This is a genomic window from Hyalangium ruber, from assembly GCF_034259325.1.
Classification (GTDB): domain Bacteria; phylum Myxococcota; class Myxococcia; order Myxococcales; family Myxococcaceae; genus Hyalangium_A; species Hyalangium_A rubrum.
The window spans coordinates 287,726-302,858 of record NZ_JAXIVS010000004.1 but is presented as its reverse complement, the minus strand read 5'-3'; the positions used below and the strand labels follow the sequence as shown (position 1 = coordinate 302,858).

General features: G+C 71.4%; 10 protein-coding genes. 8 read left to right on the top strand and 2 right to left on the bottom strand.

Features of this window, described 5'->3' with window-relative positions; genetic code table 11:
• Positions 1–9: 9 nt before the first annotated feature.
• Complete coding sequence (locus SYV04_RS13455) at positions 10–516, bottom strand: GNAT family N-acetyltransferase (protein ID WP_321546135.1); 507 nt, start codon at positions 514–516, stop codon at positions 10–12.
• Positions 517–651: 135 nt separating this feature from the next.
• Between SYV04_RS13455 and argC the strand changes: the two genes are divergently transcribed.
• The 8 genes from argC to SYV04_RS13415 all read left to right on the top strand — a co-directional run bounded on the left by argC (position 652) and on the right by SYV04_RS13415 (position 12,443).
• Complete coding sequence (gene argC / locus SYV04_RS13450; protein ID WP_321546134.1) at positions 652–1,716, top strand: N-acetyl-gamma-glutamyl-phosphate reductase; 1,065 nt, start codon at positions 652–654, stop codon at positions 1,714–1,716.
• Positions 1,713–2,561 carry an acetylglutamate kinase gene (gene argB / locus SYV04_RS13445; protein WP_321546133.1) on the top strand — a complete coding sequence of 283 codons (849 nt, stop codon included), beginning with the start codon at positions 1,713–1,715 and terminating at the stop codon, positions 2,559–2,561. The genes argC and argB overlap by 4 nt, the downstream gene beginning before the upstream one ends.
• Before the next feature lie 56 nt (positions 2,562–2,617).
• The gene (locus SYV04_RS13440; RefSeq protein ID WP_321546132.1) at positions 2,618–3,124 is read left to right on the top strand and encodes a pilus assembly FimT family protein; all 507 of its coding nucleotides are present in this window, start codon (positions 2,618–2,620) and stop codon (positions 3,122–3,124) included.
• Entirely contained in the window at positions 3,121–3,516 is a 396-nt protein-coding gene (locus tag SYV04_RS13435; RefSeq protein WP_321546131.1) for a hypothetical protein, read from the top strand. Before SYV04_RS13440 ends, SYV04_RS13435 begins: the two co-directional genes overlap by 4 nt.
• Positions 3,510–4,559: a PilW family protein gene (locus SYV04_RS13430; RefSeq protein WP_321546130.1), complete on the top strand. Its 1,050-nt coding sequence runs from the start codon at positions 3,510–3,512 to the stop codon at positions 4,557–4,559. Before SYV04_RS13435 ends, SYV04_RS13430 begins: the two co-directional genes overlap by 7 nt.
• 9 nt (positions 4,560–4,568) lie before the next feature.
• Positions 4,569–6,389, top strand: coding sequence for a hypothetical protein (locus SYV04_RS13425; RefSeq protein WP_321546129.1), 1,821 nt, complete (start codon positions 4,569–4,571; stop codon positions 6,387–6,389).
• Positions 6,390–6,604: 215 nt separating this feature from the next.
• Positions 6,605–11,959 carry a hypothetical protein gene (locus SYV04_RS13420; RefSeq protein WP_321546128.1) on the top strand — a complete coding sequence of 1,785 codons (5,355 nt, stop codon included), beginning with the start codon at positions 6,605–6,607 and terminating at the stop codon, positions 11,957–11,959.
• Between the two features lie 70 nt (positions 11,960–12,029).
• Positions 12,030–12,443: a hypothetical protein gene (locus SYV04_RS13415; RefSeq protein ID WP_321546127.1), complete on the top strand. Its 414-nt coding sequence runs from the start codon at positions 12,030–12,032 to the stop codon at positions 12,441–12,443.
• A gap of 18 nt (positions 12,444–12,461) precedes the next feature.
• Here the strand turns inward: SYV04_RS13415 and SYV04_RS13410 are convergent, their stop codons facing one another.
• The gene (locus SYV04_RS13410) at positions 12,462–15,083 is read right to left on the bottom strand and encodes a protein kinase domain-containing protein (RefSeq protein WP_321546126.1); all 2,622 of its coding nucleotides are present in this window, start codon (positions 15,081–15,083) and stop codon (positions 12,462–12,464) included.
• Between the last annotated feature and the right edge of the window lie 50 nt (positions 15,084–15,133).

Below are 15,133 nucleotides of genomic sequence, written 5' to 3'. Positions count from 1 at the left end.
CTAGCCCTCTCAAGGGAGCGGGGCCTTGCTCAAATCCAGCGTGTAGAAGCGGTTGCAGCCGAAGTGCCCCGTGCTCCCCATCGCCTTCGGAATCCGCTCGAAGCCCAGCCGCTGGTACAGCTTCTGCGCCTGCTCCATCCCCGTCAGCGTCTCCAGGTAGCAGAGCTGGTAGCCGGCCTGTTTCGCGAAGCTCAGGCAGTGCTTCAGCAGCCGCTCACCCTGGCCCTGCCCGCGCGCTTCCTTCAGGAAGTACATCTTCTGAAGCTCGCACACGCCGGGCTCGCCTCCCGCAAGCTGGGCGATGCCGCCTCCGCCCACCACCCGGCCCTCGTGCTCCAGCACGAAGTAGGCGTGACCGGGCTTCGCGTATGCCGTGCTCATCCGATCCACTTCGGGATCGTGGATGGCGAAGCCCGGCCCGCTGGCTCCGAACTCCGGCATCACCGTGCGGATGACCGAGGCCACCGCCGCGTCATCCTTCGACTCGATGGGACGCAGAATCCACTCAGTGCTCATGCGCTGAACCGTTCCACAGCCGCTGCTGCTTCGCCAGTGCCACGTTTCGAGTAATCAGCAGCCAGCGTCCGGAGCGGTGGATTCGCGCCCGGCGAGCCCCTATACACCCCTCGAACCTCTCAGGAGTCCTGGTACATGGCCAACAAGGTCAAGGCAGTCCTCATCGGTGGAACGGGCTACGGCGGCGCGGAGATCCTCCGCCGGCTCCTCTTCCATCCCCACGTGGAGGTCGTTCGCACCACGGCCGTGGACAACATCGGCAAGAAGGTGGGCGAGGTCCACCTCAACCTCGCCGGCCTCTCTGACCTCACCTTCCAGCAGGTGGCTCCCGCCGAGGCCGTCAAGGGCGCCGACGTCGTCTTCCTGGCCATGCCCCACAAGACCACCGCCCAGGTGGTGCTGGAGATCCTCTCCTCGGGCGTGCGCATCGTCGACCTGTCCGGCGACTTCCGCCTGCGCGACCCGGCCGCCTACAACAAGTACTACGGCGTCGCCCACCCCGCGCCCCAGCACCTCACCGACGGCACCTTCGTCTACGGAATGCCCGAGCTGAACCGCGAGGCCATCCGCAACGCGCGCTACATCGCCAGCCCCGGCTGCTTCGCCACCACCATCGCCCTGGGCCTCATGCCCCTGGCCAAGGGCGGACTGCTGCGCGGCCCCGTTCACACCGTGGCGGCCACCGGCTCCTCGGGCAGCGGCGCCAACCCGCAAATCACCACCCACCACCCGCTGCGCGCCAGCAACCTGCGCACCTACAAGCCCCTGGAGCACCAGCACATCCCGGAGATCCTCCAGACGCTGCGTCTGGCCGGCGGCTCGCAGGACCTCTCGCTGGAGTTCGTCCCCGTCTCCGCGCCGCTGCCCCGCGGCATCTTCTCCACCTCGTTCGCGAACGTGCCCGCCTCCACCACCCAGGAGCAGCTCGACGCGCTGTGGAAGGAGACCTACGGCAAGGAGCCCTTCATCCGCATCATCAGCGGTGGGCGCCAGCCCGAGGTGGTTGGCGTGGCGGGCAGCAACTACGTGGAGGTTGGCTTCACGCTCGGCCCCGTCACCGGGGACACCCGCCGCGTGGTGTGCTTCTCCTCGTTGGACAACCTGGTCAAGGGCGGCGCTGGCCAGGCCATCCAGAGCTTCAACGTGATGATGGGCTTCGACGAGCGCACCACGCTGGCCGAGCCGGGGCTGTGGCCGTGAGCGGGCTCGGCGCGTTCAAGGGTCGCTGGTTCGTCGTGAAGATTGGCGGCGAGCTGGCCGCCGACAAGCCGAAGCTGGCCGCCAGTGTCGGCGCCGCCGTGCGCGCCTTCCTGGATGCCGGGGTCCGCGTGGCGGTCCTTCATGGCGGTGGGCCCCAGGCCACCGAGCTGACGCAGAAGCTCGGTCTCACCCCGCGCATGGTGGGTGGCCGCCGCGTCACCGATGAGGCCACGCTCGAGGTGATGAAGATGACGCTCGCGGGCCAGGTGTCCGTGGACATTGCCGCCGCGTTCCGCATCGCCGGTGTGCCCGCGCTGTGTACCACTGGCGTCTCCGCGGGCCTCATCGACGCGCGCAAGCGGCCCGCCAAGGTGATTACCGGCGCCGGGCCCGACCCCATCGATCTGGGGCTGGTGGGCGACGTCACGGATGTGAACGTCGGCCTGTTCGAGAAGCTGTCCGACGCGGGCATCGTCCCCGTGCTCGGCTCGCTCTCGGGCGACGCGCAGGGCGGCGTCTTCAACATCAACGCCGACACCGTGGCCACGCGCGTGGCCGCCAAGCTCAAGGCCGCCAAGCTGTTCCTCGTGTCCAACGTGCCCGGCGTGCTCGCCAACAAGGAGGATCCGTCCACCCGCCTGCCCACCCTGACTCCCGCCGAGGCCAAGGCGAAGATCGCCTCCGGGGTGATTCAGGGCGGCATGATTCCCAAGGTGGAGGAGAGCCTCGCCATGCTCGAGGAGGGCATCGAGGCCATCCACATCGTCGGCATCTCGCCGTCGAATGCGCTGCTAGGCGAGGCGGAGCGGGCCGGGAGCTTCGGCACCGCGTTCCTGCGCGGGTAGGGGCAGGCCGAGGGAGACGTGCCCTCCCGCCCGGTTCATGGTCTGCTACGGGCGGGATGCGCGGCTACACCCTCATGGAGCTGATGGTCACGGTGGCGCTGCTCATGATGATGAGCGCGATGACCGCCGTCGGGTTGCAGCCGGTGCATGCCCGCTTCCGGCTGCGGCTCGCCACCGACTCCGCCGCGCAGCTCCTGGTGCGCGCCCGCCAGCGCGCCCTCGAGACCGGCCGGTGCCACCATGTCGAGGTGCTCTCGGACGGTGTCCCCGTGGCTTCGGGCGCTCCGGGCGACACGCTGCGGGTGAGCCGCCGCAGGGACGCTGACTGTGAGTCCCGGGTGGATCCGATCGCCCTCGTGGAGGTGGAGCGCGTACGCCTGCCCGAGCGCATGACGGTGCGCCAGGAGTCCCTGGGCTCGCTCGTGTTCCGCCCCACCGGACGCACCTGGAACAATGCCGCCTGGCGCTTCCTCGTGGGGCCCGAGGAGGGACCGCGCGCGGTGGTGGTCGCGCCGCTGGGGCCCGTGTGTACGCTCGAGGGCATCGAGGGGGATTGTCCGTGAGCCTCCGGCGCGCGAGGCAGGGCAGGGGACATCTGCTCATGGAGGCGCTCGCGGGCGGCGTGCTGCTCTCGTTGACCCTGGCCGCGATTGCCTCCGGAGAGGTGGCCTCCCGACGCAGGCTCTACCGCGGCATCGAGGCGCTGGAGATGGAGCGCGCCGCCACCGAGCGGCTCGAGTATCTGCGCTCCCAGCCGCTGAACTCTCCGGTGTGGACGGCGCCCTCCAGTGGCTCGGTCCCAGGCCACTCGGACTGGGTGTGGACCCTCGCGCCCGTACACGTGGAGGATGGCAACGTCCGGGGGGCACTCACTTCGTTCAGCTACCTGCGCGCCACCGTCACCATCACGGCTCCGGATGGGCGCACGGTGGTGCGGGAGACGCTGCGATGGTAGCGCGCACCCGAGCGCGGCGGGGCTTCACGCTCATCGAGGTGCTCGTCGCCAGCGGGGTGGGCCTCATCATCCTCACGGCCATGATGGGCTATCTGCTGCACCGCTCGCGCATGGACCAGCGGGAGGCACAGCTGGGCCGGCTCAAGCAGGACGCCAGCCTGCTGTTGGGCCAACTCGGCCGGGAGCTGCGGCAGGCGGGCCTGGGGCGGCCCACGCGCGCCCGGCGGGAGGGACTGGGCGAGCTGTATCCCGGTCCGCTGATCCTCGCGGATGAGACGGCCCTGGTGTTCGTCTCGGACCTGCCCCGGCCAGACTCGAACCTCAACGGCGTGTCCGCCTTCGCCGCCAACCAGGCCTTCCCGCCGCTGCCCGACCGGGGCGTGGCGCTGCTCAACGAGCTGAACGGGAGCTGTGACGTGGATGGCTCCGGGGCCAAGGCGTGCCGCACCGACGAGGCCTCGCTGCTGTTCGCCGGGCCGGGCCAGGACTGCCGTGACTTTCCCCACTCCTCGCCCACCTGTCCCTGGGGGCTCAACAAGTACCAGGCCGGTGAATGGCTGGTGCTCGTGGACGGAGCAGGGCGCTGGGTCGAGCGGCAGGTGTCCTCGAGCGTGTTCGGCAACGCGATTGGTCGCCTGGCCCTGGTGTTCGACGAGCCGATTCCCCGGGACTTCTTCGAGGTGCCCAACCGGGGTTGGGTGGCCTCGCTGGACCGGGTGTTCTATCGGCTCGAGGGAGGCGCCGTGGAGCGCAAGCAGTGCTGGGAGCGGGTCGGCGTCCAGGCCACCCTGAGCGGGCTGTCGCGGCCGTGTCGCGCGAAGGAGGAGGGGACACCCTGGGAGCCTCTGCTACGCACCGCGGCCCCCGGTGGGCTCGTCTTCCGGTACTTCGATGCGCAGGGCGTCGAGTTCAAGGCGCTGCCCCTGGCGCCCATGGACCTGCGGCGCGTGCGGCGCGTGGAGGTGGCGCTTCGGTTGATGGCGCCTGCTTCGGGCGAGCCCGTCACCTACGACACCTTCTCCGCCTTCACGTTGAGGCACTAGGAACCCGACGTGTTGCCCTCCTCCTCCTCGCGCCCGGCTCGTGGCTACATCCTGCTCGCGGTGATGTTGCTGCTCGCGATCCTGGTGCTGCTGGTGGCGGTGGCGCACCAGCGCGCGGGCGATGAGGACGTCACCGCCACCTTCGAGCGCAGCGATGCCCAGGCGCGGGTGCTCGCCGAGGCCGGCCTGGAGCGCACGCGCGCGTACCTCGGGGCGTTGCTGGAGCGCGAGGTGGACCTCGACCGGGCGCTGGACCCCAATCTGGATACGGACTGCGCCTACCTGCCGGCCCTCGGGGGCGGGACCTCGGATGACTTCCTGCCCGCCTTCACCGATGGCGAGCCCGTCGTCGCCGCCTCCAGCGGCAAGGTGTTCCTTCGCGTACCCGCCGACAACGGCGCGGAGGGAGCGTACTTCGTGCGCATCGACGACAACGATGATGATGCGCAGGACGACCCGGTGCTCTGGGCCGCCTCGGGGAACAACCGCGTGGGCAACTGTCTGGAGGGAGCGCTTCCGGGGGTGGCGCGGGCCAACCCCGTGCGGGATCGCGACGGGCTGGTGTGGGTCACCGTGATTGGCGTCCATCCCGGCACGAGCCTGGAGGGCAACGCCGCGCGCCACACGCTGCGGGTGCTCGTGGGGCCGGGGGACTCGGCGGGCCTCATCGCTGGCGGCACCGTGCTCATGCAGGGCGGCGCTCACGTGTGTGGCCCCTTCGGGGACGTGGTGGCCACGGGCTCCATCGAAGGCGGGTGCCTGTGTGGCGCGGGGTGCTCCTCGGGCGCGCCTTGGAACTCCTGCGGCCTGGGTAACACCTGCGTGGGGCAGAGCGCGGGCAGTCAGTGCTCGGCCTCCCTGGGCGGAGCGGGAGGCGAGTGTGCCGCCAACGTCACCGTGGAGGCCCCGCCACGGGTGTCTCCGTGGGACGTCACCCTCGCGCCGCTCGGGTGCGTGGGCACGGACTGCACGCCCTTCTACTACCTGCGGCTGGATGAGACGGCGGCCCCCGCGCAGGCTCGGCTGTATGCGTGGAACTACAGCGCCTGTCCTTTTCCGCGCGCCGGCCCCCGCATTTGCGGTCCCCAGGACTGCGCCACGTGCTGGGCTCTGCTCGATGCCACGCGCCAGGCCCTGGATATCCACGTGTCGGATGGAGACCCCGGGCTGCGCGCCTCCGTGCCCTCCATCACCCTGGCCGGCTCTCCGCGGATCTGGCGTGCGGACGGCGTCCCGAGTGTGAGCTCCGGACCGCTGGGCTGCGATGTGGGGGACACCGGCATCTACCCGGGACAGTCGGGCTTTGGACGCCGGGACATGCGCGACGTCACCTTCGACTTCATGGCGAACCCCGCTGCTCCGCAGCGCGCGCGGATGCCTCGGGGCGTCTGGTTCGTGGAGGGCAACGTCCGCTTCAGGAACTTCGAGACGCCGGTCTGCGCGGAGCTGCTCGCGGATGCATCGTATGGCGTGAGCCTCATCGCGACCGGCAACATCGTCCATGAGGCCGAGGCGCTCTCCTTCCGCCCGGTGAGCCCCAAGGGCTTCGTGCTCCTGGCGGGGAGAGACCTGGTCCTGCGCGGGAGCAACTCACGGATCCACACCTGTGGCTTCAGCGCGGCGGTGATGGCGCATGAGCAGGTGGAGATGGTCGGCAATTCGCTCGTGGAGGCGCAGCTCGTGGCGGAGAACGCATCGCGGTGCTCCTCGCTGGTGAGCGGCGACGCGGTGCGGATGTATGGCTCCGCGACGGTGTCCGTGCCTCGGATTCCGCCGGTGCCTCTGGGGCCGCCCGCGCGCGTGCGGCTCTTCTCCGAGTCCACGCACTGAGGAGAGACCCTTCGGTTGTGCATGCGGATGCACACGGTCGCTGCGCACCGCGTCGTGGCGGTGTCAGCTCCCGGGGTGGGGGGTGATTCCAAGTGCCCGGGATTTCTGGGCATCCTGGGTGGCACAGCTGTTGTTAGGGGGATCGGGTCATGTATTGCCCTCAATGTCAGCAAGAGCGCCTCGGCGGCCGCTATTGCAGCCTCTGTGGAACCGCCATGGCGCCGCGCCCTCGCGAAGCCGTGGAGGCGGAGCTGGCACATATCCACTTCATCCTCGAGGAGATGAAGCGGTGGGATGACCTCGAGGTTTCGCCTCGGACGATGCGCTACCTCACCGCGCGCTACGAGCGACAGGTGCGGGTGCTGCTCTCCGTGCTGGCGGATGGCTCCGCGCCGCAGGTGGCTCCCGCAGTGGAGCCGGCGGCGCCCGTGCCGACCGTGGACGAGGTGGCTGTGCAGGCCGCCGTGGAAGAGCCTGCTCCCGTGCAGCCCGCGCCCGTGGAGGCGCCGTCCGTGGGGGCCGCGCAGGCCTTCTTCACGGCTCCAGTGGAGGAGGAGGCGCGCACCCCGGAACCGGAGCCTCTGCCGAAGGTCGAGGAGCTGCTGCCTCCGGTCACCACCGAGCCGATCTTCGATGCGCCGGCTCCGCGAAGCCTCACGGCTCGCATCGTCGAGGAGACCTCGACCTGGGACCGCATCTGGCGGCCCTTCCTCTACGAGAGCATCGGCTGGTTCGTCGGCGCCTTCCTCATCCTCGCGGGCACCCTCTACTTCGTCTTCGAGAGCTGGTCGGGGATGACCTCGCTCTCGCGCTCGCTCGTCGTCTTCGGGATGACGGCCTTCTACTCGGTCGGTTTCTCCGCCTGGGGAGCGTTCCTGGCGCGGCGGCAGGCCCTGCAGAGCGCGGGTCGCATCCTGGGCCTCATCGGTTCGGCGGTGGCGCCGCTCGCGGGCCTCGCCCTGGGGCCCATGGGAGGCATGCTCCCCCTGGGAGAGGCGCTGGGGCTCGATGGCGTCCACCCCGCACTGCTCGTTCCGTTGCTGCTCGGGTGGTCCGCGCTTGCCGCCGTGATGGTGCGCCGGCCCGCGGAGGCGCTCGATGCGCCCTCCCGGCCCCTCATCCAGGCCAGCATCGTCGTGACCACGGTCATGATGGGGCTGGCGCCGCTCGCCGCGAGACTGGGAGCCCCCGCGCTGTGGCTCAACGCGCTGCCCTGCGCACTCTTCTTCGTCCTCTCTCGCCGGACCACCGCCGAGCCCCGGCAAGGTGCCGCGCTCGCCTTCGCGCTGGTGGCGCCGCTCTATCTGCTGGCCCTGTTCGCCATCCGGCTGCACCTGGCGCTGGTTGCGGCCGGGACTCCTCCGTCCGCCGGCACGTACGCTCCGTTCCTCGCCTTCCTCCTCGCCACGTGCCTGGCCTTCCGCGAGCTCCCGGAGGAGAAGGCCGCTGACTCGCTCTCCATCGCCGTGGCCGCGCTGCAGGTGGGCTGCATCGTCCTCGCGGGCACCGGGGCGCCTCCCGCCTTCTGTTTCACCTCGGCCGTCTTCACCTGGACGGTGTACCGGTTGTCGAAGGGCTCGCTCGCGAGGCTGAGCTGGCTCTATCCCACGTACTTCGGGGCGTACCTCGCTTATGCCTCCAGCGGGCAGCTCATCCCTGGTTTCATCACCACCCTCATCGCGCTGCTCAAGGCGCGGCTGGGCTATCCGCCCTCGGAGAAGCTGCCGTTCCAGTTCGGCGCGCTGACCGCGCTTCCCTTCGTCCTCGCTGGCGTGGTGCTGGCCGCTCGGTGGATGGCGCGCGCGGAGCGTGGGGGGGATGGGCGCGAGGCGCGCATCGCGGAGGTGCTGCTGCGCTCCACGGCGGCTGCCAGCGGCCTGTTCGTCCTTGTGTCTCTCGCGGGCCCCGACTTGCGCCCCGCCCTCTGGAGCGCGCTGGCGCTGTCGGTGGTGTGCGTCTTCTGTGGCCTGTGGTTCGAGCGCTTCTACCTGGCCTGCACGGGCGCCCTCGTGATGCTGGTGGTGCCCTTCGCCGCGCATGGCCTCTTCGGCCCGGCGGTGGCCTCCGTGGTGTGCGGCTTGCCGGCGCTGGTGTTCGCGGGGTTGGCCAGCGTGTGCTCCCGCCGCACGCGTCTGCTCTTCAGTAGCGCCGTGGGCGTGCTGGCGCTGGTGGGCTTTCTCTTCGGCCTTACCGCGGGCACCAGCGTGACGTCGGCGGTGGGCATCGGCCTCGTGGGCGCCGCCGCGCTCCTGGCCACCTGGGCCCTGGCGGACCCGTGGCTCATCGCGCTGGCCGCGTTCGTCCTCGCCGCCGCCGTGCCCAAGCTGGCGGCGGGCTTCGCGCCGCTCTCCCGTGGGGCGTGGGAGGGCGTGTCTCCCGCGATGGCCGCCGTGGCGGTGGGCCTGGCGCTCCTGGGCGAACGAGGCGGAAGGCTGCGGCTGCTGGGCGTGCCCGGCACCCTCTATGCCTTCGCCGCCTTGGTCGTCGCCTGGGGAGTCCAGACGCCCGCGCTGGGCGTCATCCTCCTCGCCTCGGCGGCGGCGGTGGCCATCGCATCGCGCTCTTTCCCGGCGATGCGGCCGTTCGCGGTGGTCATCGCGGGTCTGGCCCTGCTGCCTTCCTGGCCGGGAGTCTTCGTCCCGTGGTCCTGGATGACGCCTGGGCTGTCCATGGGCCTCATCCTCCTGTGGTCCCTGGGGGCTTCGCTCGCCACCGTGCGCTGGGGGCGTGGCCCGAGCACGCTCACCGCGGGCTTCGTGGCCCTGCTCCTCGCGCTCGCTCCGGCGCTGGCGGTGGACTCCCGTGAGCCGCACATGGGGCTGTTGCTCTGTGCGGCCCTCGCCGCGCTGCTCACCGCCCGGGCGGTGCCTCCGTCCCTCAGTGTCCTCGTCGCCGCGGGCTATGCCACCGTGGGCTTGGGGCCGTCGCCGGTGGCCCTGCTGGGGCTGGCGGCCTTCCTGAGCGTCCTGGCCCTCCTGGAGGAGCGGCGCGCGGTGGCGGCCGTGCTGGCCGGGGGCGGGCGCTTCGCCCTCGCGGCCATCCTCTCCTCGGTGGGCGTGCTCGCGGTGGCCCTGCTGACCTGGGAGCATGCACCCGTGGATCTGCTGCTCGCGGGGACCGTGGTCCTGCCGCTGCTGTGGATGCGGGCCAGCCGCAAGCCGGTCTTCGCGGCGCTCGGCACGCTGTTCACAGCAGGGACCATGCTCCTCGGCGGGGCCGTTCCGGTCTTCGCGCCGGCCCTGCCGCTGCTGGCGCTCCTGGTGGTTCGCGCCGTGGAGCACCTGCCCGCCGCGCGCTCGCTGCTGCTCGGCCCGGCGGCGGAGGCGAAGCTGGCACAGCGGCTCTCCGAGTGGATGCAGGGCACGCTCCTGCTGGTGGGCCTGGGCATGCTGGCGGTGGAGGCTGGGATTGCCTCGCGGCTCCTCCTTATAATGTCGTTGGCGCTCATGCCGGGCCGGCGCCCCTCGGTGCGCGTGGGGCTCGCCACGCTGCTGCTCGCCTTCATCCCCGAGGCCCGGCCTGTGGCGGCGGGCGTGCTGCTGGCGCTGGGCGTGCTCGAGTACCACCGCCCCTCGGGGCTGGCGGCCTTCTTCCGCTGCGCTCCGGACAGCGGGCTGCGTCCCCTGGCCACCCTGGGCGCGCTGGCGCTCACCGGTGTGTCCGTGATCGGGGCTCCGACTCCGGGAGCGCTCGCCGGGATGGCCGGGGTGCTGTTCGTGGCCGCGTTCCTCCTCTCCTTGCGCTGGCTGCTCACCGCCTCTGTGCTGGTGCTGGCGCTCGTGTCGCTCGGGGAGACGGAGCTGTACTCCTTCATGGAGGCACGGCCTTTGGCAGCGCTGGCCTTCGCCGGAGTGGCGCTCGCCGCCGCGCTCCTGTCCGCCGTGTGCCAGTCCGGCCGCGTGCAGCGCGCCCTCTCGTCCGCGGCGGCCAAGGTGCTCCCGAGCCTGGAGGACACCTGGAGCGAGCCCTTCTGGGGCGCGGGGGTGCTCACCCTCGGAGGCCTGCTGGCGTACTTCCTGTTCGATCGAGGCCCCGGCGTGCTGCCGCTGGTGGTGGCGGTGCCCGCGGGACTGGCCGCGCTCGTGCTCATGGTGAGCCGCGAGGAGTGGATGGCCTATGTCGCCACCGCGCTGCTGGGTGGGGTGCTCGTGGCCACGGTGTCGCCCGTGTGGCTCCCCGTCGTCGTCGGAGGGACGGGGCTCGCGCTCTGCCTGGTGGGCACCGTGCTGGATGCTCGGGAGTTCAGCGTGGGCCGGGCGCTGCACCACGGTGGGTGGATGCTCTCGCTCCTGGCCCTCGCGGGCCTGCAGAGCGTGCGGCACGTGAGCGCGCCGCTGAGCTTCGCGCTGGCCACGGGGGCCGCGTGGGCCGTGGTGTATCGGCGGCGCTCGCGCGAGGTGGTGGGTTGGCTCGCCACGCTCGTCTCCGTGCATGTTCTGGTGATGTTCCTCGGCGCGACGTTCTCGTCCGGTCGTGGCAAGGAGTTCATCGTCCCGCACCTGGGCGCCGCCACCGCGCTGCTCGCCACCGTGGCGCTCTCCTTCGCCGGAGAGAAGGTGCGCCGGGGCGTGGGGCACTTCCTCGCGACGGTCGCGCTGCTCGAGGTGTTCCTGGGAGTCCTGGTGGTGGATGGCTCCCGAGGCGCCCTGCGAGAGGCGCTCGTCGCGGTGGTGGGCCTCGGGGTGCTGGTGGTGGCGCTGGTCCGCCGCGCGGTGACTCGGCAGGACGCGCTCTCCGTGTACTACGCCCAGGTGGCCGTCGCGCTGGGCTACCTCGGCGCGCGGCTGCTCGGCATGGGCGTCGAGGGCCTGAGCGTCACGGACAGCCTCGTGGCGCTCGGAGGCGGCGCGTTCTTCTCCGGCCTCTACGTCTTCGTGCAGCGCGAGAGCTCGGGGCTGCCCGCCTTCCGCCGGCCCGCGCTGTTGGGCGCCTTCCTCTTCCCCCTGGCCGGTTTGCTGACCGCGCCGTGGGACCAGCCCGCCTACGCCGCTGCGCTGCTCGCCGGCCACGCCGCCCACTTCGCCGCGCTCGCCACGCATCCCTCGCGCCGGGGGCTGGCGTCCGTGGCCTCTGTCGTGGCCTTCAACGCGGCCCTGCTCGTCCTCTGGGCGGGCATCGGCGCCGGTGAGCCGCAGTACTACGTCATCCCCGCGGGCCTCTCCCTGTTGGTGCTGCTGCGCATCTTCCGCGACTCGCTGGCCCCGGACACCGTGGCGTGGATGCGCGCCTGCGCGGTGACCGTCATCTACGTCGCCGGAGCGTGGAAGCCCCTCATGTTCAGCGACGCTGGGGGAATGCTGCTCTGCGTGCTCGTGTGTTTGCTGGGAGTGATGGCGGGCATCGCGCTGCGCATCCGCTCCTATGTGTACCTGGGCACCGCGTTCCTGGTGACGTGCATCGTCGCAAACCTGGTGCGCTTCGGCATGCGCGACCACCGCGTGGGCGCCGCCTTCCTGTCGCTGCTGGGGCTGCTCGTGGTCGGCTTCATGGTGCTGCTCAGCGCCCACCGCGAGAAGCTGCTCGCCAGGTACACGCGGGTGCGCTCGATGCTGTCCACGTGGGAGGGCTGAGGCGCAGGTGGGGTTCGCTGGGAGTGGTGTGGGTTTGAAGACTCCGCCCCCTTCGCCGTAAGGAGGGGGCATGCGAATCCTCATGCTCCTCGGTGTGTTGCTGCTCGCTCAGGGTTGCGTGGTCCATTCCCGCCCGCCCCGCCGTCCGGCGCCTCCGCCTCCGCCTTCCCGCCCCGTGGCGATGAGCTACGACGAGGCGGTGAACCTCGGCTTCAACCACTGCCGGTCTCGCGGCTACCAGTGCGAACTCAAGGATGCCCACCGCACGGGCAATGACGTGTGGAAGGTGAAGTTCGCCGCCTTCGCCTCGGGTGCCCGAGGCCATGTCCACCTCGACTACCACGCGTACTCGCGCGAGCTGCTCAAGGTGAACGAGAAGGTGAAGGGCCGCAACGACCACCACGACGACTGGGACGATGATGATGATGACGGTCGCGGCCACGGCCGTGGCAAGAAGAAGGGCCACGCGAAGCGCGATGACTGAGGCACCGGCGGAGGGCGCTCAGTTCGACTTCTTCAGCGCGTTGAGCGCCGCTTCCGCCTCGTCCTGACCGCAGTTCTTCGTGCCGAGCGGCTGCTTGTCCCGGGGCTGCTCGGCCAGCTTCTGGAGCGCGGACACCGCCCCCGTGCCTCCCAGCGCTCCGAGTCTCCTCGCTGCCTTGGCGCGCACGCCGCAGTCCTCGGACGCCAGCGCCGTCGTGTAGAGCTCCACCAGGTCCAGCCCCTGCGTGTCCTGGGCCGCCTCCAGGTAGCGCAGCGCGCCCCACTGCTTGGGCGAGTAGCCACCCTCCGCCAGCTCCTCGAAGTGCGCGTGCAGCTGCTCCTTCGGGAGGGCGCCCAGCAGCTTGCGCAGCCCCTTGCTCCCCTCGCTCTCGCCGAAGTCCTCCGCGAGCCCGTCCAGCACTCGCGCCTCCACGTCCTTGCGCGCCTCCGCGTCCAGCGCTAGCAGCGCTTCGTACTCCTCGTCGTGCCGCTTCAGCGCGTGCAGCGCCAGGGCGCGCACCTGTCGCAGGGCTGGGGCCTTGCGCTCCTCCGCCGGTATCGCCTCGAGGCGCTTGAGGGCCTCCGCTGGCTTGTCCGCGTTCACCAGGCGCCGCGCCTGCACCTCCGGCTTCTGGCTCCAGAGCCAGAGCGCTCCGCCGCCCAGGAGCAGCAGGCCGCCGGCGAGGGCTGCTCCCACCCGGCCGCGTGGGCCACGGGAGAGCCCCGAGAGCTTCTGGCTCAGCTCCCCCAGCGAGGGCTTCCAGGCAACCACGGGGCGCTTCTCCGTGGGCGCGCTCCCCATGTCCCGGCCCCCGAAGGGAGGCCCCTCGGCGGCGCGCTTGCTGCGGTAGAGCTGGAGCGGATCGCCTCGGCCGGGCAGGGGAATGGTGCCGCACGGCTCGGCCACCACCTCGGCGCGGTTGCGCGCCAGGTTCACCGACTCCGTGAAGGTGACTTCCCCCGCCAGCGCCACCTGCTCCGTGGCCTTCACCACCTCCATCGGCTCGCCGAGCACCGAGTCGCGCGCCAGCAGCACCTCGCCCGCGTGGAGGCAGGTGCGCACGTGGAGCTGGGCTTCGGGCGGCAGGGCCTGGTTGTGGCGCCACAGCCGGTCCTGCATCCCCATGCCGCAGAGCACCGCGCCCGTGGGCGACTCGAAGACCGCGAGCAGCGAGTCCCCGCGCTGCTGCACGAGCTTGCCCGAGTACTCACGCACCAGTGGCAGCAGGAGCTGCTCGTAGGTCTCCAGCATCCGCAGGTGCTCCTCCCGCGTCTGCCGGCTGGTGAGCTCGGCGAAGCCCTGGATGCTGGTGAGCATCAGCGTGAGGTTCTGCGGCTTGCCCGCGAGCGCGCCGCTGCCCGCGACCCCCACCGAGGAGCTTCCGAAGAGGCCCGTCAACCCCGAGCGGGCCGGAGGCGCGGCGGCGCCAAAGACCGCCGTGCCACTGCCCGTGGGCGGCGGAATCGAGGCGCCGGGAGGATGCGCCACACCGAAGGCGGCCGTGCCGCTGCCTGTGGGCGGCGGAATCGAAGCGCCGGGAGGAGGTGCCACACCGAAGGCGGCCGTGCCACTGCTCGTGGGGGGCAGCACCTGCGTGGCGCCGCGAGGCTCGGGGCCGCCGCTCTCCCCGGAAGGGACGGGCGGTGCCGCGCCGAAGGCGGCAGTGCGGTGGGAGATGGGCTCCGGGCTCAGGGCGGGCGCCGCCGCCGCGCCGAAGGCCGCCGTGCCGCTGGAGAGAGGAGGGGTGGTGGCGGGCACCAGCACTCCGGGTGGCGCGGTGTGGGCCGGCAGCGGCATCGCGGCCACGGCGGTCAGCGCCTCCGCCAGTGCATGCGCGGTCTGGAACCGGTTGGCGGGCTCCTTCTCCAAGAGCCGCATCACCAGCGCCACCAGGGTGGGCTGGGTGGCCAGCGTGGGCGCGGCGCGATCCAGCGGCAGGGGCGCGGCGTTGGCGTGCTGGGCGATGAACTGGCGCGCGGTGGGCCCATCGAAGGGCAGCCGCCCCGAGAGGATGCGGTAGGCCAGCACCCCCAGACAGTAGAGGTCACTGCGCACATCCACCCGCGCGCCCACGGCCTGCTCGGGCGACAGGTACTCGGGCGTCCCCAGCACCACGCCCACCTGGCTCACCGCGCTGTCGGCGTCCGGCTCCACCAGCCGCGCGATGCCGAAGTCCAACAGCCGCGCCTGCTCGCCTCGCGGGCCGCGCGTGAGGAAGACGTTCTCCGGTTTGATGTCGCGGTGGATGATGCCCTGGTCGTGGATGGCCGCCAGGCCCTCGGCCAGCTGGTGCAGCACCGTGAGCGCTCGCGCGGGCGCCAGGGGGCCCGTCTGCAGGGCCTCGTGGAGGCTCACCCCTTCCACCAGCTCCATCACCAGGCACGCCGCGTCCCCGGACTCTCCGAAGTCGATGATGCGCACCACCGCCGGGTGCTCCACCGCCGAGAGCAGGCGTGCTTCGCGCTTGAAGCGCTCCACCATGCCCGCCTGCATGTGCAGATCGTGGTGCAGCACCTTGATCGCCACCTTGCGACCCAGGGATACCTGCTCACCCAGGTACACCTCGCCCATGCCGCCGGAACCCAGCGGGCGGATGACCCGAAAACGGCCTTCGAGGACGAGCGAGTCGGGGGCCAGCACCGCCGGCCATCTTGGCCGAGAATGCCGCGCCGCGCATGGTCCATCTCCAG

Excerpts from the sequence above, each read along its gene's own strand:
- SYV04_RS13455 (WP_321546135.1), bottom strand. The coding sequence starts at position 516 with ATGAGCACTGAGTGGATTCTGCGTCCCATCGAGTCGAAGGATGACGCG.
- argC (WP_321546134.1), top strand. The coding sequence starts at position 652 with ATGGCCAACAAGGTCAAGGCAGTCCTCATCGGTGGAACGGGCTACGGC.
- SYV04_RS13440 (WP_321546132.1), top strand. The coding sequence starts at position 2,618 with ATGCGCGGCTACACCCTCATGGAGCTGATGGTCACGGTGGCGCTGCTC.
- SYV04_RS13430 (WP_321546130.1), top strand. The coding sequence starts at position 3,510 with ATGGTAGCGCGCACCCGAGCGCGGCGGGGCTTCACGCTCATCGAGGTG.
- SYV04_RS13420 (WP_321546128.1), top strand. The coding sequence starts at position 6,605 with ATGGCGCCGCGCCCTCGCGAAGCCGTGGAGGCGGAGCTGGCACATATC.
- SYV04_RS13415 (WP_321546127.1), top strand. The coding sequence starts at position 12,030 with ATGCGAATCCTCATGCTCCTCGGTGTGTTGCTGCTCGCTCAGGGTTGC.